Origin of the sequence: Convivina intestini (genome assembly GCF_003096575.1) — a bacterium.
Classification (GTDB): domain Bacteria; phylum Bacillota; class Bacilli; order Lactobacillales; family Lactobacillaceae; genus Convivina; species Convivina intestini.
The window spans coordinates 21,099-40,299 of sequence record NZ_QEKT01000006.1 but is presented as its reverse complement, the minus strand read 5'-3'; the positions used below and the strand labels follow the sequence as shown (position 1 = coordinate 40,299).

The following is a 19,201-nucleotide window of genomic DNA, read 5'->3' as shown; positions in this document are numbered from 1 at the left end:
GTATGAAGCAACAAATAAATCTCAAGGATAAGCTGGGCTTTTGGTCTATCGTCTTTTTAGCCATTAATTCGATTATTGGTTCTGGAATTTTTTTAACTCCTGGTAGTGTGGTTCGCCAGGTTGGTAGTCAGGCTTTAATAGCCTATTTGCTGGCAGCTATTCTAGCATCAATTATCGCCATTTCTTTTGCTGCGGCTGCTAAGTATGTCACGCAATCGGGCGCAGCCTACGCTTATGCTAAAGCTGCTTTTGGTGATAAAGTTGGTTTTTACATTGGTATTTTGCGTTATTTTTCGGCCACGACGGCTTGGGGAGTGATGGCTGTTGGGGTGATTAAATCAACTTTGGCCATCTTTGGCATGAATCCAAACGACAATGGCCGGGTTATCTTAGGAATCCTGATTTTAATGGGAATTATTAGCCTAATTAATGCGTTGGGGCAAAGGGTTGTTAAATACGTCATGAATTTGTCGACCATCGTTAAGGTGGCCGTACTACTTTTGATTATTGTAGCTGGCCTGCTTTTACTATTGACGACCGGGGCGACTGGTAATTTATCTCAGGTTGATCAGGTTACGCAAAATGGTAAAGTGATTGTACCAACACTAACGACGGCTACTTTTACCATGGCGGTGGTTTCAGCTTTTTATGCTTTCACTGGTTTTGAAGCGGTAGCATCGGGTTCAGAAGATATGCAAAATCCATCCAAGAATCTTCCACGAGCGATTCCGTTAGCCATTTTAATTATTGCGGCGATTTATATTGGGGTAGTCGCTGTGACCTTGCTAGTCAATCCTGAAGTAATTATGACCACCAATCAAGTGGTAGCAGTAACGGCTATTTTTAATAACGTTATTTTGCGGGATATAATTTTAATTGGTGCTTTGGTTTCTATGTTTGGCATCAATGTTGCGTCTAGTTTTCATGCGCCGCGAATTTTAGAAGCGATGGCCAAACAAGGCCAGATTTCTAGTAAGCTAACTCGGCGAACTAAAAATAATTTTCCATTGCGTTCTTTTGTGACTTCAATTTTATTGGCCGTACTTATTCCACTAGCCTTTAATTACAATATGACTAACTTGATCACCCTCAGTGCGCTTGTACGGTTCTTAGGTTTTATTATGGTGCCGCTAGCGGTTATTTTCTTTTACTTTAATAAAAGCCAAGTAGCAGTCTTACCAGCTCCTAAAAACTTTATCACGGATGTATGCGCCCCGATTGTATCAATTTTACTGGTAGTCTTTCTATTGATTAACTATAACTGGAAATTGCAATTTGGCATTGTAGAAAATGGTCAAGTTATTGGTATTAATTGGTATGCAATTGGGATGGCCGTCTTTGGCTTTGTTGTCTTGCCGTTGGTGATTACCCTGATTACGAAGTTGGAAAATCGTTCGGTAACTAAATAAAAGAAAAACAGGTATTTTGGTGTTAAATTCTTGAAGCTAGCTGATTGCTATGGTAAAATATATTCTGTTGTGAAATAGCACAGCGGTCAGCTAGCTCAGTTGGTAGAGCAACGGACTCTTAATCCGTGGGTCCAGGGTTCGAGCCCCTGGCTGACCATAATGAAAGTGGACTTTGGTCCGCTTTTTTTATTTTCCAAAGGGGAGGAGTAATTCATGCTTAAAAAACCTAAAAATAATTTACGATGGCTATGGATTAGTTTAGGCTGTCTATTAGTTCTGTTGGTGGGAACCAGTTATTGGTTATCCAGCCAGCCTCATTTGGCAAAGGGAAAAGCGACGAATTCTCAGTCAATCAAGACTGATGGTTTACCTAAAAATAGTCGGGCTAGTGATTGGCAACTAGTTTTAGTCAATAAGCAACATCCTCAAAATCAAGAGCTAAACTTTACCAAGGCCACTGTTGATGATAAGCAGGTCGATACGCGGATTGTTAAGCCTTTGGCAGATTTTCGGAAAGCGGCTTTAGCAGCTGGATATCCGACTACCTTGGTATCCGGGTATCGTTCGATTGCCGATCAGCGGAATGTTTTTGCTAACGTAACCGCTCAAAACGAGCGGAATGGTCTTGCTCCGCAAGATGCTAAAGCAGCGACTGAAGCAGTCGTGCAAACCCCAGGCTCATCGGAGCATCAAACCGGTTTGGCTGTTGATTTGGCAGGAAATGATGCCTTAGCAAAATGTCCTAATTTAGAAGCTAATATGGATCAATTTCCTTCACAGCAGTGGTTGATTAAGCATGCCCCTGAATATGGCTTTGTTTTACGATTTTTACCCGATAAAAAATCCCAAGCACAAACCGGTATTGACTATGAATCTTGGCATTTTCGCTATGTTGGGTATACCAATGCGCAGTATATGACTAAACACCATTTAACCTTGGAACAATATTTAACTTATTTAAAAGACGCCGGTCAAGCATAAAAATATTAGTTATGTTTGATATACTAAGATGGAATGATACAGGGGGTAGCTAAATGATTGTTTTATCAGGGACAATTGGTGCTGGGAAAACTAGTTTAACTGAATTGTTGGCGCAACGCTTGGGTAGTCAAGCCTTTTATGAAAGTGTGGATGATAATCCAATCTTGCCGTTGTTTTATCAGGAACCACAAAAATATGGATTTCTTTTGCAAATCTATTTTTTAAATACGAGATTAGCTCAAATTGTAAAAGCTCAAGAGGGCCGGCTAAATGTGTCTGACCGTTCAATTTTTGAGGATGCACTTTTATTCCAATTAAATGCGGACTTAGGACGCGCCACTCAAACTGAAGTTGATATTTACCAAGATTTGGTTGATAACATGCTGGATGATTCAAATAGTGATAATTTAGTTCAGAAACCCGATTTATTGGTACATGTTCGGGTAAGTTTGGATACCATGTTAGCACGGATTAAAAAGCGCGGACGACCTTTTGAACAAGTTCAGCAAGACCCTGATCTTTATCAGTATTATCAAGACCTTAATCAAAGGTACGACCAGTGGTTTGCTAACTATAACCGCTCGCCTAAAATTCAAATTGATGGTGATCGTTATAATTTTGTTGAAAACGAAGCTGATCGGCAAGTTGTCTTACAAATGATTGAGGATAAGTTAGCTGATGTTGGCGCTTTATCCACTAAGTAATTAAAAATTTTGCATAAAAAAGACCTCTGCCACATGTATGGCAGAGGTTTTAGTTTACTTTAGGACAGCTAGCATTTGTTTTTGGAAATCAGGTACGAAACGCTTTTGATCAACCAAGACAGCTGCTTGAGCAGTTGTTGGATCTAACAAACGGGCAGTGTCACCAATGGTACGACCGTAATCACCAGTTTGGTTGTCGTAAGTGACTTTCATGTTTAATGGTAGGGTCGTCATGTAAGAGGGGTCAATGCTGACGGCCACGGCAAGAGGATCATGCAAGGCTGCGCCATTTTCGTTGATACCAAGATCATGGTAAGCATCGATGTAGTAATCAACGATATCAGCATATTTTTGTCCTGCTACTGTACCTAATTCACGCCACTCAGCGGTGTGGGCTTTAGTGAGTAGTGTTCGTAAGGTAACATCTAAACCAACCATGGTTAGGTTTTCTTGATGGCGGAAAACAACATCGGCTGCTTCAGGGTCTTGATGAATATTAGCTTCTGAAAATGGCGTTACATTACCAGGAACACTCAAGGCACCACCCATTAAGGTTGTTTGACCAATTAATTGGCCAACTGCTGGATCAATTTCGAGTGCTTTGGCTAGGTTAGTAAGTGGTCCGGTTGGCAGCATGATTAGCTGGTCTTGATACTTATGGGCAACTTCAATTAAGAAGTCAACGCCACTTTGATTGCTAACTTGATGATTAGCAGTGGTTAACTCGACATCGCCGATACCATTTTTTCCGTGAATTTGTTGTGAAATGGGCATGACATCAAAATGGTTGGTCGTACTTGAATGTCCCTCGCCGATGAAAACTGGTACATCATCGGCACCTAATAGGTGCAATAAGTTTAAGGTGTTTTGTGCCGCTATTTGGTTGGTTGTATTACCATAACTGGCAATTACCCCAATTAAATCAACATCAGGATTGCCGATGGCATAGGCTAAAGCCAAAGCATCGTCAATACCAGTGTCCAAATCAAGAATCATTTTTTTCTCTGCCATTGCTATTTCTCCATTTTTTCGTTACTTTCATTATAACAAGTGCATTGCTAAAAAATAACGTGAGTTCATTTAATTTTAGGAAGAAGGATCTTATGACGGAAGTCTATGATATTGTCATCATTGGTGGTGGCCCGGTGGGAATGTTTGCTGCTTTTTATGCTAGTTTACGAGATGTAAAAGTTGCCCTAATTGAAGCCCTTCCTGAATTAGGCGGGCAGCCGTTAGCCCTATATCCTGATAAAAAAATATATGATGTACCGGGATTGTTAGGGGTCACCGGTCGGGATTTGGTTACTAATTTAAAAAAACAAATGGGACTGTTTAAAGTTGATATTTTTACTGATACGACAATTATTGATGTTAGGCAGACGGATGCTTTATTTACATTAACCACTGATAAAGAGAAGACCTTACTAGCTAAAACGGTCATAATGGCGACCGGTAAGGGTTCTTTTGAACCACGACGGCTTCAAATTGAGGAGGCATCGAAGTTCGAAGGGGCTGGTTTATCTTATTTTTTGTCCCAACCAGAAACATTAGCGCAACAAGTTGTTGCCATTGTGGGTGGGGGTGATTCAGCAGTTGAGCTTGCCTTAGCTATTGAACCTTATGCAAAAAAAACATATCTAATTCATCGCCGAGATCGATTCCGGGCTTTGGAACAAAGTGTCAAGCAGCTAGAACATAGTCCAGTTGAAGTTTTAACGCCCAAAAAAGTAACTGGGCTAAAGCGGCTTGCTAATGGACAATTACAGGTTAATTTGACTCATGTTAAAGAGTTCGAAAAAAATGAAAAGTTGGTAGTTGACCAGTTGATTGTTCAATATGGCTTTATTTCACAAGATCAAGTGGTACGGGAGTGGGCCATAGCCCCAGACCGAGATCTTTACGGGGTCTTGGTGAAAGAAAATTTTGTTACTTCCCAACCAGGATTATTTGCCATTGGGGATGTTAATTCCTATCCAGGCCAGGCAGATTTGATTGCCATCGGCTTTGGCCAGGCGCCAGAAGCCGTTAATGCGGCGATTCGCTGTTTTGATCCTGACCGGGGTGGGCCAGGACACTCTAGTAGTCTAATTATTGAATAAAAACAGCATCCCTAAGGATGCTGTTTTTAAGATTGAAGTTGAGCTTCACCTGTTTGATAATTGATGGTCACGCCGGGTTGAACGTTAAAAATCCAGTAATTAAGATTGAGACTTTGGCCATTATCTTCGACTGATTTAGCCATATAATGAACGCCTCGGGCGAGCCGATCGGTTCCCTGATAGAGGGGAGTGACCTGACCACGGATGGAAATATTGGGATGTTGTTTCAAAGCATTCCGGATGTCATCTTCTGGTACTAATTGACCTGGGTAGGCATTTTCAACTCGGGTACCAGTGGTCATATTTTCAGTAACCATGGTCGGCATGCCAAAGAATTGGTAACCGACGATATGGGATTTATTCCAAAGGGCCTGTTTACTGCCACCTAATTCGGCCTGCGGATTAACGTGGGTACCACCGACCCATTTTTGACCGTTATAATGATCATTTATATACCAGCCAGAAGGTCGGACATCGCTGGGAATCCGCGCTGGCCGTTTAGTAACTTTTTGAAGGGCCGCTTGGTTAACGACAAAGTTAGCCTGTTGAGACCGCCCCAAACTATCTAGAGGGGATAAGGCTAAGCCGTCAGTTGGTCGTAGACGATTATTTTCACTAGGGAATTGTTCGGTTAGTTCGCTTTGTGAAAAAGTGGCCTGATTGTCATTGATGTGGACGACATCCCCATCTAGGGTGCCGTCCCATTTTAGGGCTAATAAATCTTGGTTGGAACGGATTTGGGCGCTGCTGAAATTTCCAGTGGGGGCTTTATGAGAACTAGGCTGTTTCCAAAAAAAAGCTAGCGCTAATAAAACTAATAACAGACCTAGGGCCACCCAGCGGCGATAGTTTGATTTGATATTTTTTTTACGGGCCATTAGAAAGTCATTGCTCCTAAGAATTGTTGAATCCGTTGGTTGTCAGAAGTAAAGAATTTTTCTGTGTCACCTTGATAGCCTAAGTGACCATGATCGATAAATAAAATGCGATCGGCAACCTGACGGGCAAAGGACATATTATGAGTCACAATAATCATGGAAGTATTTTGCTCAGCTAAATTCCTGAGAATGCGCAACACTTGTGCTTCTAATTCAGGATCCAAGGCACTGGTTGGTTCGTCTAAGAGTAGATATTGGGGGTGCATGGCTAAGGCACGAATAATTGCGATTCGCTGTTGTTGGCCACCGGAGAGTTGATAGGGAAAGCGATCAGCTAATTCGGTCATCTCAAATTGTTCTAAAAGATCTAAAGCTTGCTGGTTAGCCTCGGTTTTGGTTAATTTCTTAACGTGAATTAATCCCTCAGTTAAATTATGCAACACATCTAAGTGGGTAAACAAAGCTTTTTCTTGAAAAACCATGCCAAACTGTTGACGTACTTTTAAAATTGTTGGGTTACTGATGACCTGGCTAAAATCTACTTGTAAATCATCTAAAATCATTTCGCCACTAGTGGGTTGTTCTAATAAATTTAGTGACCTTAGTAGCGTAGATTTTCCGGAACCAGAAGGTCCTAAGATAGCAGTAGTCTGATGGACTGGAAAGGTTGTTGTAATATTATCTAGCGCGACTTGGTCTGGATATTTTTTTGTTAAATTATTGACTGTAATCATTGAGCAAACCTCGACGTATAAATTTCTAAATAGTGCTGTCCGATTGACAAAATCGAAGTTAAAAAGGCATAAACGATAGCGACTAAAATATACATAGATAAAATACGATAGTTTTGGGCTGCAATTTGCTGACTAAGATAAAACATTTCCACGATGGTAATGACGCTGGCTAAGGAAGTATCCTTTAGTAAAGAAATTAGGGAGTTACTTAGCGGTGGAATTGAAATCCGAGCTGCTTGTGGCAAAACGACATAAAGATAAACTTCCCAGTTAGACATGCCTAACGAAAGACCGGCTTCCTTTTGAACGTGCGGTACTGATAAAATCGCCGCTCGAATGGTTTCGGAAGCATAGGCACCAGTATTAAGTGAGAAAACAGTGATTGCCGATACCCATGCATTGGCAAAAAAACTAATATGAGCATTGGGGAGCCCGTAAAAAACAATGAATAACTGCACAATGAGGGGGGTGGAACGAAAAGTCCAGACATAAAAGGCCGCAAACCCCTTTAATATTTTTAAAAAGGCGGCTGCCCATTCATTCTTGGGTGATTGGCTGAGACGAATTAAAGCAGTCACTAAGGCAAATACTAGTCCTAAGCTAAAGGACATTATTGTCAAGGGAATCGTATACTGTAGCGCTGCTTGGAGTAGGCTGGGTAGATATTTGACTGCTAATTCAAAAAATTCCGACATAGTAGGCATTATTCCTTTGCTATTTATTCATGGGATAAGTCAGTACCAAAGTATTTCATTGATAACTTAGTTAAAGTACCATCTTTTTCTAACTCTTCAATTGCCTTACTGATATCTTTTTCTAGTTTGATGTTGTCTTTTTTAAGAAGTGGACCGGACGGTTGTGACTTAACTTCACTAGAAATATCAACTGTTGTTAAATCAGCGTTAGCATTTTGCTTTTGCCAAGCGGCAAAGGCCCCTAAGTCGTTTAGCGAACCTTCAGCTCGGTTAGTATTAATTAAATTCATGGCTTCAACAATGCCTGGAACAGCGACAATCTCGGCGCCATGATCGCGGGCAATTTGACCATAATTAGAAGTCGTTGATTGGGCCATCTTCTTACCCTTGATACTCTCTAGATTGGTCAGGTTCTGATCATCACTACGCTTGATTAGTACTGTTTTAGGATAAATATAAGGTGTTGCTAAGCGGTAAGTTTTTTTACGTTCAGGGGTAATCCCAACATTGTTCATGACAACATCGTAACGATTACTGCCTAAACCAGCAATTAAGGAATCCCATTTCGTTTGGACAAATTTTGTTTTTAGGTGTAGTTTATCGCCGACGGCTTGGGCGACATCGACTTCATAACCAGTTAACTTACCATTTTCACGATAGGAAAACGGGGCATAAGTTCCCTCTAAACCGACGGTTAAAGTCCCTTTGGTGATTGTTTCAGATTGACGACTTTGGCTGTAATACTGGGTAATTCCAACGATACCACCGATTACGACCAATATACCAACTAATAGAATAATAACTTTTTTCATATCCGAATCCCCCTGTACATAAAAAAACCGCCCCAGATAAAGGCTAGGGCGGTTTGCTAGTTACGATGATTTTGAAGTGTAGAAAATATACGTCAAAATACCGGTGCTAACAAGCGCCCGGCGTTAAACAAACTGAGTTAGTCGTGTTCAATAATGACATAATATCCTCCAACATATCCATCAGTTTAGCGGTCTTATCATCCTTTGTCAACTGTAACTATTGTTATACTTGTAATTGGTTTAACTCTGTTTTTCTATTGTATCGATTATTTTCGAGGACTTTGTCTGTTTGTTTTATATTATTTATAAGATTGGCCTAGTTACTAATTAGCTTTGTCATTACTATCCTTAGGATGGCTTATCAGACTTCCTGGTCTATTAAAATTTGATATAATAAAGCTAATTGGCCCGCCATTAGGGCTAGAAAGAGAGACTCATATGTCAGCGAAAAATACTTTTTATATCACCACCCCAATTTATTACCCATCCGGTAAATTACAATTGGGTAATACTTATACGACGGTGTTGGCCGATGCGGCTGCCCGTTATCATCGTTTATTAGGGGATGATGTTTTCTTCCTCACCGGAACCGACGAGCACGGTTTGAAAATCCAACAAAAGGCCGAAGCGGCCGGTACCACTGAGATGGCTTATTTAGACGGTATGGCCAAGCAAATTAAAGATTTGTGGCAATTGATGGATATTTCTTATGATCGTTTTATCCGAACAACTGAAGCAGATCATGAAAAAGCAGTTCAAAAAATCTTTGAGACCTTGTTAGAAAAAGGTGATATTTACAAGGGTAAATATGAAGGCTGGTACTCAGTTTCTGATGAAGAATACTTTACTGAGTCACAGTTAGCCGAAGTGTTCCGCAATAGCGAGGGACAGGTAACCGGTGGAATTGCCCCTTCAGGCCATGAAGTGGAGCGAGTTCAAGAAGAAACTTACTTCTTCAAGATGAGTAAATATGCTGACTGGTTGGTTGATTATTACCATAGTCATCCAGATTTTATTCAACCAGAATCACGGATGAATGAAATGATTCACAATTTCATCGAACCTGGTTTAGAAGACTTAGCGGTTACTCGGACTTCCTTTAACTGGGGAGTGCCTGTTCCTGGTGATGAAAAGCACGTCATTTATGTCTGGATCGATGCGCTAGCCAACTATATTACGGCTCTTGGCTATGGCAGTGATCAAGATGAACTTTTCCAAAAGTTCTGGCCAGCTAATGTTCAATTAGTTGGAAAAGAAATTGTCCGCTTCCACACGATTTATTGGCCAATTATGCTCCATGCTTTAGGTTTGGAATTGCCTGAAGAGATTATTGGTCATGGTTGGTTAGTCATGAAGGACGGCAAGATGTCTAAGTCTAAGGGAAATGTCATTTACCCAGAAGTCTTAGAAGAACGTTACGGTTTGGATGCCGTTCGTTACTACTTGCTTCGCTCGATGCCATTTGGTAATGACGGTGTCTTTACACCAGAAGACTTTGTTTCCCGAATTAACTATGATTTAGCCAATGACTTGGGTAACTTGTTAAACCGGACTGTGGCGATGATTAACAAGTACGTTGATGGCGTTGTGCCAGCCTTAGATACGGGTAAAACCCCCTTTGATCAAGAGCTAGTTACCACCATTACCCAAAGCATTGCTGATTACCAAAAGCACTTTAAAGATATTCGGACTGCTGATGCCATTGAGGATGTTTGGGCGATTGTTCGTCGGGCTAACAAGTACATTGATGAAACTCAGCCTTGGGTTTTGGCCAAGGAAGCTCAACATGATAATACCAATACTAAGATTACTGAGTTAACTGATGTTATGGCGCATTTGGCGGGTGCCTTGCGGGTTATTGCCGTATTGATTCAACCCGTTATGACCCAGGCACCTAAACAAATTTTTGCTCAATTAGGTTTGGATTATCCTGAAGAAGGCATAAAATTAGAAGGCTTGGCCTTTGACCAACTTCCTGCTGGTGGTAAGGTTGTCGCTAAGGGTGAGCCAATTTTCCCTCGTTTGGATATGGAAGCCGAAGTTAAGTTTATTTCGGGCTTGGTTTCTAAGGATACTAAGGGAAAAGGACGGGCTGTCAAAGAAGCGGCCAAGAAGCAAGAAGCTCAAGAATTAGCAGTTGATGTTAAGGCGCCAATTGAATATGATGACTTTGATAAAATTCAGTTAGTTGCGGCAAAAATCACAGGGGCTGAATTGTTGCCTAAATCTAAGAAGCTAATTAAATTTACTTTGGATGACGGTTCCGGTAATGATCGTCAAATTCTTTCTGGTATTCGTCAGTGGTATCCAGAACCAGAAGTTTTGCTAGGTAAAATGGTGGTGATTGTGGCCAACATGAAACCACGGAAGATGGCTGGTGAATTAAGTCAGGGGATGATTTTATCTGCTGAAAAGCATGATATTGTCACGGTTACGATTTTGCCCGACTCGATTGAACCGGGTTCAGGAATTGAATAACTAATTAAAAAACACTTTGCGTGAGCAAAGTGTTTTTTTGATGGTATCAAGACTAATAATTAACCCAATTCCCCAAAGGCAGAATAACCAATGGTGGGGAAAATGGTAACCAAACGAGCCAGTTGTTCTGGTGTGTAGCCGAATTCAATTGCTGGAAGTAAGCTGTTAATAATATCTTCAGCGCGTTCAGAAATTTCGGTGGCTCCTACTAAACGATGATCTTGATCATAGACCAAGGCAATTTCACCGGCCTTTTCATAATCGACATGTCGGTACCAATCACCCATTACATCTTTTTCGACGACTGTGTATTTGTCTGGTTCTGCTTGCGCCTTTTCCACACTAATGCCAGCTTGAGCAATTCGTGGACTGGTAAAGAGATTGGTTGCAATGGCGGGGTAATCAATTGCTTCTTGGGTTTGACCAATGAATAGTTGACTTAGATACTGTGATTCAAAGGTTGCTGTTGGGGTTAACTTTGGTACGACCTTATCCACAACATCCCCAGCAGCATAAACGTTATCAACCGATGTTTGGAGATGATCATTTACAATAATACCGTGCTTACTGTAGGCCACACCAATTTCATCGAGGCCAATATTTTGCGTATTGGGCACTCGGCCGGTAGCATCCAAAACCCATTCAGTTTTTAATTCACCGATATCGGTTTTGACCAACAAACCATTTGCAGTTTCTTGAACGGACTGGGTATTGGCGTTAACGATGAAATTGACCCCTTGAGCTTCTAAGTCGGCCATTAATTTTTTAACAAATTTTGCGTAAAAGGCGCTCAATGGCCGATCGTTATGCAAAATAACGGTAACTTTAGCACCAGCGGCTACGGCCATACTGGCACTTTCCATGGCGATGTATCCACCACCAATAATGACCATTTCTTCCGGCATCTGGGCCATGGCCAAAAAGTCTTTGGAATCATGTAATAGCTCACGCCCCTCAATGTCCAAGCGGTGTGAATGTTCACCAGTGGCAATGACAATTTTATCAGCCGTTACTTGCTGGTTATTGATTTGAATCGTGTGGGCATCAACAAACTTACCCTGTCCAAATAGGTAGGTTACGCCTAATCCTTCAAAAATATTTTGTAAAATATCAGGTAAATCGTCCAATACTTGACGTTTATGAGCCTGGTTTTTTACCCAATCGATTTTACCGTTCCCATCTAGAATGCCATTGGAATCTTTAATTTGGCGTGCTAAGGCCACCGGATATTCTAGTAGGATTTTAGCATTACATCCCCAGTTGGGGCAGGTGCCACCAATTTTATCCTCTTCAACAAAGGCTACTCGCTTACCTGCTGCAGTTAAAATGCCGGCCCCATCAAAGGCCGCGTGACCACTTCCGAGATAAAGCACATCATAATCATAGTTTTCAGTCATTTTCAATCCTCCTTACAGGTATACCACCTACTATTATACTCCCTTACAGGGCAAACTAGATTAAATGAAAATATAAGCTATACCAAATGAAAATATTTACAATAAAAAAACAGAGTTTTCTCTGCTTTTCGTTATAGGTAGGAAGTGATTGCTGGTACGCGCTTTAGGGCGGGCATTAGAATTAAGGCGACAATTAAGCCCATAATATTTTGGGCAATATTACCAGGAATAGAAGCCCAACCGGCGGGCCAATTAACCAAGATGGCACCGGCAATAACATAGCCAATCAGCATGACTACTGCACCAAGGATGATAGCTAAAGTTTGCTGAGGCCATTTTTTATTGTAACCAAGATAGCCGACTAACCAGCCTTCCAAACCATGAATAATTAGCGAAAAGAACATCCATTGCGGATAACCCGCTAGAATATCTAGTAAAAAGCCACTCATGCCACCGACAATTAAACCACTGCGAGCCCCACCTAGTAGTGCTACTAGAAAAATGCCGGCTTCGACTAGATTTACAAAACCAGAAGTAGCGGGGATAGGGATTTTAACAATATAGGATAGGGCGACATTAGCAGCGATGATGACACTTAAAACAGCAATTCTACGAGTATGGTTATTAGCCATAGTTGATTAAACCTCTCTTTTTTTCTCCACAATTATCTAAAATATTAATTTCTATTTTAGCATTAAATTATTCTAATTTTGAGATGAAAATGTGCCTAAATCTTTATTGTTTTTCTACTGGAATACACCTGGATTACTTTTGAAACAATTTCACTAAGTCGGCTTAGCACTTCGCCCAAAAGAGTGCTTTGTGTTATAATAAATGCGTTGACAAAAGTCAAAAAATGAATTGGAGGTCTCTACACACATGACTGTAAAGATTGGTATTAACGGATTCGGTCGTATTGGTCGTTTGGCATTCCGCCGTATTTTGGAGTTGGGTGCTTCAGCCGCTGATGTTGAAGTTGCAGCAATCAACGACTTGACTAGCCCATCAATGTTGGCATACTTGCTAAAGTATGATTCAACTCACGGTACTTTGGATGCTGAAGTTTCAGCTGACGAAACTGGTATCATCGTTGATGGTAAGCACTATACTGTTTACGCTGAACGTGATGCTCGCAATATTCCATGGGTTAAAAACGATGGCGTTGAATACGTATTGGAAGCTACTGGTTTCTATACTTCAGCCGAAAAGTCACAAGCTCACTTGGATGCCGGTGCTAAGAAGGTTTTGATTTCTGCCCCAGCTGGTGATGTACCAACTGTTGTTTATGGTGTAAACCAAGATATCTTGAAGGCTGACGACAAGATTGTTTCTGCTGGTTCATGTACTACACAGTCATTGGCACCAATGGCTCGTGTATTGCAAGACCAATTTGGTGTTGAAGTTGCTACGATGACTACCATCCACGCCTTCACTTCAACACAAATGATTTTGGATGGACCTAAGGGTAAGAAGTTCCGTTCAAACCGTACTGCTTCAGTAAACACTATCCCTCACTCAACTGGTGCGGCTAAGGCTATCGGTCTTGTTGTTCCTGATTTGAAGGGTAAGGTTGACGGACATGCACAACGTGTTGCCGTTATTGATGGTTCAGTTACTGAATTGACTTCAATTTTGAACAAGAAGGTAACTGCTGACGAAGTTAACGCTGCTATGAAGGCTGCTGCTTCTGATTCATTCGGTTACAACGAAGATGAGATTGTTTCATCAGATATTATTGGTGACACTCACGGTGCTACTTTCGATGCAACGCAAACTCAAATCGTTGAAGCAGGCGACAAGCAATTGGTTAAGACTGTTTCATGGTATGACAACGAATACGGTTTCACTTCAAACATGATCCGTACATTGTTGCACTTTGCTCACATCGGTTAATAATTAAACATTTGAAGAGTGCCTTTGGCACTCTTTTTTGTATTCAATGACTGATGGGATTATATGGTATACTGAGTCGAAATTTATGGAAACGTAGGAATGTTTGAGTGAAATTAGCTTTTTCTTCTGATAATCATTTTGATGTGAACCGTTTGTCGGTGGATGAACTGTTGCCACGTCAAGCGGAGTATTTAGTCCAAAATCAAATTGATTTATATATCATTGCGGGTGATTTATTTAATGATTTTTCAAAATCTTTAGCCTATTGCCGCCGTTTATCCGAAATTGGTCAGGGGAGTTTTGCAGTTCGCTTTCTGGCAGGCAATCATGACATGGCCAGTGGTGTTACTTATGAAGAATTAGAGAGCGATATAGATCCATTATATTTTCATAATAAATCTTTAGATATAGGTGATAGCTACCGATTAATTGGTAATAATGGTTGGTATGACTATGGTTTTGATAATCAAAATCATCCTAAAGCAGAAATCGAACATTTCAAACATGAGCTTTGGTATGACCGGCGGATTCAACAGCCGATGAGTGACCCAGAACGCTGTTTGATTAATTTACAGCAGATTGAAAATCAAATTAAACAGGCTGATGGGCGCAAATTAATTTTAGTCGATCACTTTGTGCCCATTGTCGATTTTGTTGATCAGCTGCCTTATCGCAATCCCCGTTTAAAAATTTTGAATGCTTTCTTAGGAAGTCCTAAATTAGGGGAACTAGCTGATCAATCACCGGTAGTTGCTACGATTAGTGGTCATTTACACTTGCATTTATCGCCCATTAATCATGGAAAAAATACCTATTATAATTCGGCGGTCGGCTACCAAACTCGTCGAATTCACGAATGGCAGAGTGATAATTTTATGACTGAATGGCAGCAAAGTATGGTATTTCTGACAGTTTAAGTTACATGAGGTGTAGATGAGTTATTTGTTTTTTCTATCATTACCAGCCTTGATTTGTGATTTTTTGTGGATACTTTTAGCCTTTAAAATTGGTCGACAGGAGTCAAAAAATCGGATGAGCTTATTATTAGCTATCTTTTTTATCGTAATTGCCTTTGGCACTTGTTGGGGTACCGTGATTGCGCCACTTGGCTACTTTGAGAGAGTTGCTAGTTTAGGCAGTATCATACTGTTAAATAGTTTATTTGGTATTTTTATCTTCTTATTAATGTTTCATCGTTTTTTGAATGAGCCGGAGCCTTGGTTAAAAGTCAATCAGGCTACTTATTATGTAGTATTGGGGGCCTATTTAGCTCATGGAAAACAAGTTGGCCCTTTGCTAGGCGGACGGATTACAACAGCAATGTTGGCTGCTAAAAAAAACTCCTCATTGCCAGTCGTTATTTTCTCAGGGGGCCAGGGAATCGATGAACAGCTTCCAGAGGGTCTGGCTATGCGAGATTTTGCCCAGGAGCATTTTGCCTATCCAGCTAAGAATTTGTGGATTGAAGATGCTAGTCATAGTACACAGGAGAATCTATTAAATACCCTTAGGGTTATTTATCAATACCAACCTGATTGGCCAGGGCGACTGGTCATTTTCACCAGCGATTATCACTGTTTGCGAACTTGGCTTTTAGCGCGCCAGTTAAACATTAATTTTGTGATTAGTACCAGTAAAAGTAGTACTAGAAATTTTTGGCAGGGCGTTGGTCGTGAATTTATTGCTTTACTTAATCAATACCGTTTCTGTTTGATACTTAGCTTGCCATTAATCTACGGCGTTTTGCTGTTATTAGAGGCTTGGCGATAGTTTGACAATCAAAATATAGCATGTTAGGCTAGTTACGTTATAAGATTATTTCGATAATCGAAGTATTTATAAGATTTGTGATTTAGAGAGGACTATTATGCCAGTTTTGACTACTACGGAAATTATGGAATTAATTCCAAATCGTTACCCAATTCTTTATATGGATTATGTTGAGGAAATGGTGCCAGATGAGTCAATTTTGGCGGTCAAAAATGTAACGATTAACGAACAATATTTCCAAGGTCATTTCCCTGGAAATCCAGTCATGCCCGGCGTTTTAATTATTGAATCGTTGGCTCAAGCAGCTTCGATTTTGATTTTATCCTCGCCACAGTTTAAAGGGAAGACAGCCTATATGACTGGTATCAATGATGCTAAGTTTAAAAAGATGGTTGTACCTGGTGATGTTTTGAAGTTACACGTAACCTTTGGTAAAGTGCGCGAGAACATGGGTAGCGTCCTCGTGACAGCGAAGGTTGATGGGAAGGTAGCCACTTCAGCAGAGTTGATGTTTGTGGTTGCTCCAGATGAAAAAGAGAATGAATGAACCAGTTACAACATTTAACTTTGAAGAAACTAATCGCGAACTAGTTGAAGTGTTTACCAATGTCATGTGGGTAGAAGAGAGTGCTATTCGTAAGGGACCTTTTTTTGATTTATCAGTTAAGGAAGTGCATACCATTGATGCTATTTCAATGTATGAACACAAAAGCGCTTCAGAAGTAGCTAAATTAATTCACCTTACGCCAAGCGCCATGACAACGGCTATTGATCGGTTAGTTGAAAAAGGCTATGTTGAGCGCTGTCGTTCAAAACGAGATCGTCGGGTAGTTGAATTAGCGTTAACGCACGTCGGCCGTGTCGTTTATCGTGCCCATCAAGAATTTCATCGAGGCTTAACACACAGCCTCTTTGAAAATATGTCCACCCATGAAATTAGCACCCTTCAACGGGCTATTCATAATTTGAAGCATTACTTAATTTCGTTGATTTAAAAATAGTGATTGTTAAGGACCGGATAGAAATTTTGGAAAACTTGAAAATTGCAGCTACTGCCCGTTATATTCCTGAACGAGTGGTCTCCAATAATGAACTCAGTACTATCATGGACACTAGTGACGAGTGGATTTATCCCCGGACTGGTATTCATAATCGCCATGTAGTCACTGATGAAAACACTTCTGATTTAGCTACCCATGTGGCACAACGGTTATTAGAGAAATCGGGTTGGTCAGCTGATGAGTTAGATTTTATTATCGTTTCAACCATGTCACCTGATTCCTTATCCCCTCATACTGCAGCGATTGTTCAAGGAAATATTAAGGCTAGCAAGGCTTTTGCTTTTGACCTTAATGCGGCCTGTTCTGGATTCGTTTACGGGCTATCAGCTGCTTCAGCCCTACTATCTTCTGGCCGTTATCGCAAGGGAATGTTTATCGGGGCCGAGGTGCTTTCCAAGTTAGTAGATTGGAAAGATCGAACGGTTTCCGTGTTGTTTGGTGATGGTGCTGGTGGTGTATTGCTAGAGCAAACTAATGAATCTGTTGGCTTAATTGCTGAAGAATTACAGTCTTATGGTGAAATGGGGAATGCCATTTTAACCGGACGTTTTGCCAATCAAAATGCCTTTTCCGGTGAAATTTCACCGTTAGATCCTTATTTCCATCAGGATGGTCGTAGTGTGTATGGCTTTGCTACTCGTGAAGTACCTAAGATTATGAATAAGGCTCTTGATAAGGCTGGTTTAGCTGCTGATGATATTGATCTGTATTTGGCTCATCAAGCTAATGAGCGAATTATTCGTTCAATGGCGAAGAACTTTGGCCAAGATTTGGCTAAGTTTCCGACCAACATGGCCGAATATGGCAATACATCCGCCGGATCAACCGCTATTTTATTGGATGAATTGGTTGAATCAGGCCAGGTTCATCCCGGTATGAAAATTGCCTTTGTCGGCTTTGGTGGTGGTTTAGCTATTGGCGTGCAAATTTGGCAACTATAAAATTTTAGTAACACGGTGTAGTAGGCTGCACCGTAAAAATCAAACGTATTTTTCGGTTTATATATAGGAGAAAAAACATGACTAACGAAGAGATTTTTAACAAGGTAGACGAGATTTTGGTTGACCAATTTGATTTGGAAGAAGGCGAAGTTAAGTTGGAAACTAACTTGACTGATGATATCGATGCTGATTCATTAGACTTGTTTGAAGTTTTGAACCGTGTGGAAGATGACTTTGACATCAAGTTGGAAGTTGCTGAAGACATTAAGACTGTCCAAGACTTGGTTAACAAGATCAAGGAACAAACTGACAAGAAGTAATATCACAAGCGGTACGTTATACCGCGTACATAGGATTGATAATAAGAGGATAAGCAGATGACTGTAGAAATTAATAACCCAATCTTTGAAAAATTAGGAATGAAATATCCGATTGTTGAAGGTGGTATGACTTGGGCCGGGACCGGGGCCTTAGCTGCTGCTGTTTCAGAAGCCGGTGGACTAGGCTTTATTGGGACTGGTTATTGGCACGGGGATGATGTCCGCCGTGAAATTAAGCGCGCTAAAGCATTGACCGATAAGCCATTTGGTGTCAATGTCATGCTTATGAGTCGTCATATCCGTGAAGTCTTCGACGTTATTTTAGAAGAGGGTGTCAAGGTTGTGGCCACTGGTGCAGGGGATCCTTCACCATTCTTAGATGAATTACACGCTGCTGGTATTACTGTTATGCCAGTTGTACCTTCCGTTTCTTTAGCAAAGATGATGGAACGTAAAGGTGTGGATGCGGTCATTGCTGAAGGTATGGAATCTGGTGGTCATATTGGTCAAATGACAACTATGACCTTGATTCCACAAGTAGTTGATGCTGTTTCCATCCCAGTTATTGCCGCAGGTGGTATTGGCGATGGTCGTGGAGTGGCTGCTGCCTTTATGTTAGGAGCTTCAGGAGTACAAATGGGCACTCGATTCCTAACGGCAACTGAATCAGAAGTTCATGAGAACTTTAAGAAAAAGATTTTAAAAGCGCGTGATATTGACACGATTGTTACTGGTAATTTGCTAGGAAGCCGTGCGCGTGTGCTTAAAAACAAGATGGCGAAGGAATTTGTAAAGAATGAAGTGAATGAATTACAAAAGCCAAAGCCTGATTATGAAACCATTGAAAAATTAGAGTCTGGTACCTTAAGAGCTGCTGTTCAAGAGGGAGATAAGGATCATGGCGCCTTCATGGCTGGTCAAATTTCTGGTTTGATCAAAGATGAAAAGCCAGTTGCAGATATTTTATCTGATATCTGGGCACAAGCAACAGACTTAATGGGTATTCCAGATACAACCAAGTAAGGAAGT

Annotated in this window: 20 protein-coding genes and 1 tRNA gene; 14 read left to right on the top strand and 7 right to left on the bottom strand. The window is 40.8% G+C overall.

The window, feature by feature from the left end; all coding sequences use genetic code 11:
* The first annotated feature begins 2 nt into the window (after nt 1-2).
* The 4 genes from C7384_RS05590 to C7384_RS05575 all read left to right on the top strand — a co-directional run bounded on the left by C7384_RS05590 (nt 3) and on the right by C7384_RS05575 (nt 3,094).
* Nucleotides 3-1,409 (top strand): APC family permease, encoded by a 1,407-nt coding sequence (locus C7384_RS05590; RefSeq protein WP_176760693.1) that lies wholly within the window; start codon nt 3-5, stop codon nt 1,407-1,409.
* Nucleotides 1,410-1,493: 84 nt separating this feature from the next.
* Nucleotides 1,494-1,566 (top strand) — tRNA-Lys (locus C7384_RS05585).
* A 56-nt stretch (nt 1,567-1,622) separates the two neighbouring features.
* A complete protein-coding gene (locus tag C7384_RS05580) occupies nt 1,623-2,390 on the top strand; it encodes a M15 family metallopeptidase (protein WP_089938919.1) in 768 nt (255 codons plus the stop codon).
* 53 nt (nt 2,391-2,443) lie between these two features.
* On the top strand, nt 2,444-3,094 hold the full coding sequence (locus C7384_RS05575) for a deoxynucleoside kinase (protein WP_089938918.1): 651 nt from the start codon (nt 2,444-2,446) through the stop codon (nt 3,092-3,094).
* A 54-nt stretch (nt 3,095-3,148) separates the two neighbouring features.
* Here C7384_RS05575 and C7384_RS05570 read toward each other — a convergent pair whose 3' ends face one another.
* Nucleotides 3,149-4,105: a nucleoside hydrolase gene (locus C7384_RS05570; RefSeq protein ID WP_089938916.1), complete on the bottom strand. Its 957-nt coding sequence runs from the start codon at nt 4,103-4,105 to the stop codon at nt 3,149-3,151.
* Between the two features lie 92 nt (nt 4,106-4,197).
* Between C7384_RS05570 and C7384_RS05565 the strand changes: the two genes are divergently transcribed.
* Nucleotides 4,198-5,193: an NAD(P)/FAD-dependent oxidoreductase gene (locus tag C7384_RS05565; protein WP_089938914.1), complete on the top strand. Its 996-nt coding sequence runs from the start codon at nt 4,198-4,200 to the stop codon at nt 5,191-5,193.
* 26 nt (nt 5,194-5,219) lie between these two features.
* Here the strand turns inward: C7384_RS05565 and C7384_RS05560 are convergent, their stop codons facing one another.
* Genes C7384_RS05560 through C7384_RS05545 form a run of 4 tightly spaced genes read right to left on the bottom strand, consistent with a single transcriptional unit; the run spans nt 5,220 to nt 8,312 of the window.
* Nucleotides 5,220-6,071, bottom strand: a complete 852-nt coding sequence (locus C7384_RS05560) for a DNA/RNA non-specific endonuclease (protein WP_089938913.1) — start codon at nt 6,069-6,071, stop codon at nt 5,220-5,222.
* A complete protein-coding gene (locus tag C7384_RS05555; protein ID WP_089938911.1) occupies nt 6,071-6,805 on the bottom strand; it encodes an amino acid ABC transporter ATP-binding protein in 735 nt (244 codons plus the stop codon). The genes C7384_RS05560 and C7384_RS05555 overlap by 1 nt, the downstream gene beginning before the upstream one ends.
* A complete protein-coding gene (locus C7384_RS05550; protein ID WP_089938909.1) occupies nt 6,802-7,500 on the bottom strand; it encodes an amino acid ABC transporter permease in 699 nt (232 codons plus the stop codon). Before C7384_RS05550 ends, C7384_RS05555 begins: the two co-directional genes overlap by 4 nt.
* Before the next feature lie 23 nt (nt 7,501-7,523).
* Entirely contained in the window at nt 7,524-8,312 is a 789-nt protein-coding gene (locus tag C7384_RS05545) for a transporter substrate-binding domain-containing protein (protein ID WP_089938906.1), read from the bottom strand.
* A 438-nt stretch (nt 8,313-8,750) separates the two neighbouring features.
* On the opposite strand from C7384_RS05545, the gene metG reads away from it, so the two are divergent.
* The gene (gene metG / locus C7384_RS05540) at nt 8,751-10,790 is read left to right on the top strand and encodes a methionine--tRNA ligase (RefSeq protein WP_089938904.1); all 2,040 of its coding nucleotides are present in this window, start codon (nt 8,751-8,753) and stop codon (nt 10,788-10,790) included.
* 59 nt (nt 10,791-10,849) lie between these two features.
* Here the strand turns inward: metG and C7384_RS05535 are convergent, their stop codons facing one another.
* Nucleotides 10,850-12,187, bottom strand: a complete 1,338-nt coding sequence (locus C7384_RS05535; protein ID WP_089938902.1) for a dihydrolipoyl dehydrogenase family protein — start codon at nt 12,185-12,187, stop codon at nt 10,850-10,852.
* A gap of 131 nt (nt 12,188-12,318) precedes the next feature.
* Nucleotides 12,319-12,819 carry an ECF transporter S component gene (locus tag C7384_RS05530; RefSeq protein ID WP_089938900.1) on the bottom strand — a complete coding sequence of 167 codons (501 nt, stop codon included), beginning with the start codon at nt 12,817-12,819 and terminating at the stop codon, nt 12,319-12,321.
* Nucleotides 12,820-13,066: 247 nt separating this feature from the next.
* Here C7384_RS05530 and gap point away from each other — a divergent pair, with 247 nt between their 5' ends.
* The 8 genes from gap to C7384_RS05490 all read left to right on the top strand — a co-directional run bounded on the left by gap (nt 13,067) and on the right by C7384_RS05490 (nt 19,195).
* The gene (gap, locus tag C7384_RS05525) at nt 13,067-14,080 is read left to right on the top strand and encodes a type I glyceraldehyde-3-phosphate dehydrogenase (RefSeq protein WP_089938899.1); all 1,014 of its coding nucleotides are present in this window, start codon (nt 13,067-13,069) and stop codon (nt 14,078-14,080) included.
* Between the two features lie 107 nt (nt 14,081-14,187).
* Nucleotides 14,188-14,997: a metallophosphoesterase gene (locus C7384_RS05520; RefSeq protein ID WP_089938896.1), complete on the top strand. Its 810-nt coding sequence runs from the start codon at nt 14,188-14,190 to the stop codon at nt 14,995-14,997.
* 16 nt (nt 14,998-15,013) lie between these two features.
* Nucleotides 15,014-15,850, top strand: coding sequence for a YdcF family protein (locus C7384_RS05515; RefSeq protein WP_089938895.1), 837 nt, complete (start codon nt 15,014-15,016; stop codon nt 15,848-15,850).
* 97 nt (nt 15,851-15,947) lie between these two features.
* On the top strand, nt 15,948-16,397 hold the full coding sequence (fabZ, locus tag C7384_RS05510; protein WP_089938893.1) for a 3-hydroxyacyl-ACP dehydratase FabZ: 450 nt from the start codon (nt 15,948-15,950) through the stop codon (nt 16,395-16,397).
* Nucleotides 16,390-16,845, top strand: a complete 456-nt coding sequence (locus tag C7384_RS05505) for a MarR family winged helix-turn-helix transcriptional regulator (RefSeq protein ID WP_089938892.1) — start codon at nt 16,390-16,392, stop codon at nt 16,843-16,845. Before fabZ ends, C7384_RS05505 begins: the two co-directional genes overlap by 8 nt.
* A gap of 32 nt (nt 16,846-16,877) precedes the next feature.
* Complete coding sequence (locus C7384_RS05500) at nt 16,878-17,852, top strand: beta-ketoacyl-ACP synthase III (RefSeq protein ID WP_089939026.1); 975 nt, start codon at nt 16,878-16,880, stop codon at nt 17,850-17,852.
* A gap of 77 nt (nt 17,853-17,929) precedes the next feature.
* The gene (locus C7384_RS05495; protein ID WP_089938890.1) at nt 17,930-18,172 is read left to right on the top strand and encodes an acyl carrier protein; all 243 of its coding nucleotides are present in this window, start codon (nt 17,930-17,932) and stop codon (nt 18,170-18,172) included.
* A 57-nt stretch (nt 18,173-18,229) separates the two neighbouring features.
* The gene (locus C7384_RS05490) at nt 18,230-19,195 is read left to right on the top strand and encodes a DUF561 domain-containing protein (RefSeq protein ID WP_089938889.1); all 966 of its coding nucleotides are present in this window, start codon (nt 18,230-18,232) and stop codon (nt 19,193-19,195) included.
* The last annotated feature ends 6 nt before the right edge of the window (nt 19,196-19,201 follow it).

What these genes read in the sequence shown, in the direction of transcription:
- C7384_RS05590 (WP_176760693.1), top strand. Translation starts at nt 3, where the DNA reads ATGAAGCAACAAATAAATCTCAAGGATAAGCTGGGCTTTTGGTCTATC.
- C7384_RS05580 (WP_089938919.1), top strand. Translation starts at nt 1,623, where the DNA reads ATGCTTAAAAAACCTAAAAATAATTTACGATGGCTATGGATTAGTTTA.
- C7384_RS05575 (WP_089938918.1), top strand. Translation starts at nt 2,444, where the DNA reads ATGATTGTTTTATCAGGGACAATTGGTGCTGGGAAAACTAGTTTAACT.
- C7384_RS05570 (WP_089938916.1), bottom strand. Translation starts at nt 4,105, where the DNA reads ATGGCAGAGAAAAAAATGATTCTTGATTTGGACACTGGTATTGACGAT.
- C7384_RS05565 (WP_089938914.1), top strand. Translation starts at nt 4,198, where the DNA reads ATGACGGAAGTCTATGATATTGTCATCATTGGTGGTGGCCCGGTGGGA.
- C7384_RS05560 (WP_089938913.1), bottom strand. Translation starts at nt 6,071, where the DNA reads ATGGCCCGTAAAAAAAATATCAAATCAAACTATCGCCGCTGGGTGGCC.
- C7384_RS05555 (WP_089938911.1), bottom strand. Translation starts at nt 6,805, where the DNA reads ATGATTACAGTCAATAATTTAACAAAAAAATATCCAGACCAAGTCGCG.
- C7384_RS05550 (WP_089938909.1), bottom strand. Translation starts at nt 7,500, where the DNA reads ATGTCGGAATTTTTTGAATTAGCAGTCAAATATCTACCCAGCCTACTC.
- C7384_RS05545 (WP_089938906.1), bottom strand. Translation starts at nt 8,312, where the DNA reads ATGAAAAAAGTTATTATTCTATTAGTTGGTATATTGGTCGTAATCGGT.
- metG (WP_089938904.1), top strand. Translation starts at nt 8,751, where the DNA reads ATGTCAGCGAAAAATACTTTTTATATCACCACCCCAATTTATTACCCA.
- C7384_RS05535 (WP_089938902.1), bottom strand. Translation starts at nt 12,187, where the DNA reads ATGACTGAAAACTATGATTATGATGTGCTTTATCTCGGAAGTGGTCAC.
- C7384_RS05530 (WP_089938900.1), bottom strand. Translation starts at nt 12,819, where the DNA reads ATGGCTAATAACCATACTCGTAGAATTGCTGTTTTAAGTGTCATCATC.
- gap (WP_089938899.1), top strand. Translation starts at nt 13,067, where the DNA reads ATGACTGTAAAGATTGGTATTAACGGATTCGGTCGTATTGGTCGTTTG.
- C7384_RS05515 (WP_089938895.1), top strand. Translation starts at nt 15,014, where the DNA reads ATGAGTTATTTGTTTTTTCTATCATTACCAGCCTTGATTTGTGATTTT.
- fabZ (WP_089938893.1), top strand. Translation starts at nt 15,948, where the DNA reads ATGCCAGTTTTGACTACTACGGAAATTATGGAATTAATTCCAAATCGT.
- C7384_RS05505 (WP_089938892.1), top strand. Translation starts at nt 16,390, where the DNA reads ATGAATGAACCAGTTACAACATTTAACTTTGAAGAAACTAATCGCGAA.
- C7384_RS05495 (WP_089938890.1), top strand. Translation starts at nt 17,930, where the DNA reads ATGACTAACGAAGAGATTTTTAACAAGGTAGACGAGATTTTGGTTGAC.
- C7384_RS05490 (WP_089938889.1), top strand. Translation starts at nt 18,230, where the DNA reads ATGACTGTAGAAATTAATAACCCAATCTTTGAAAAATTAGGAATGAAA.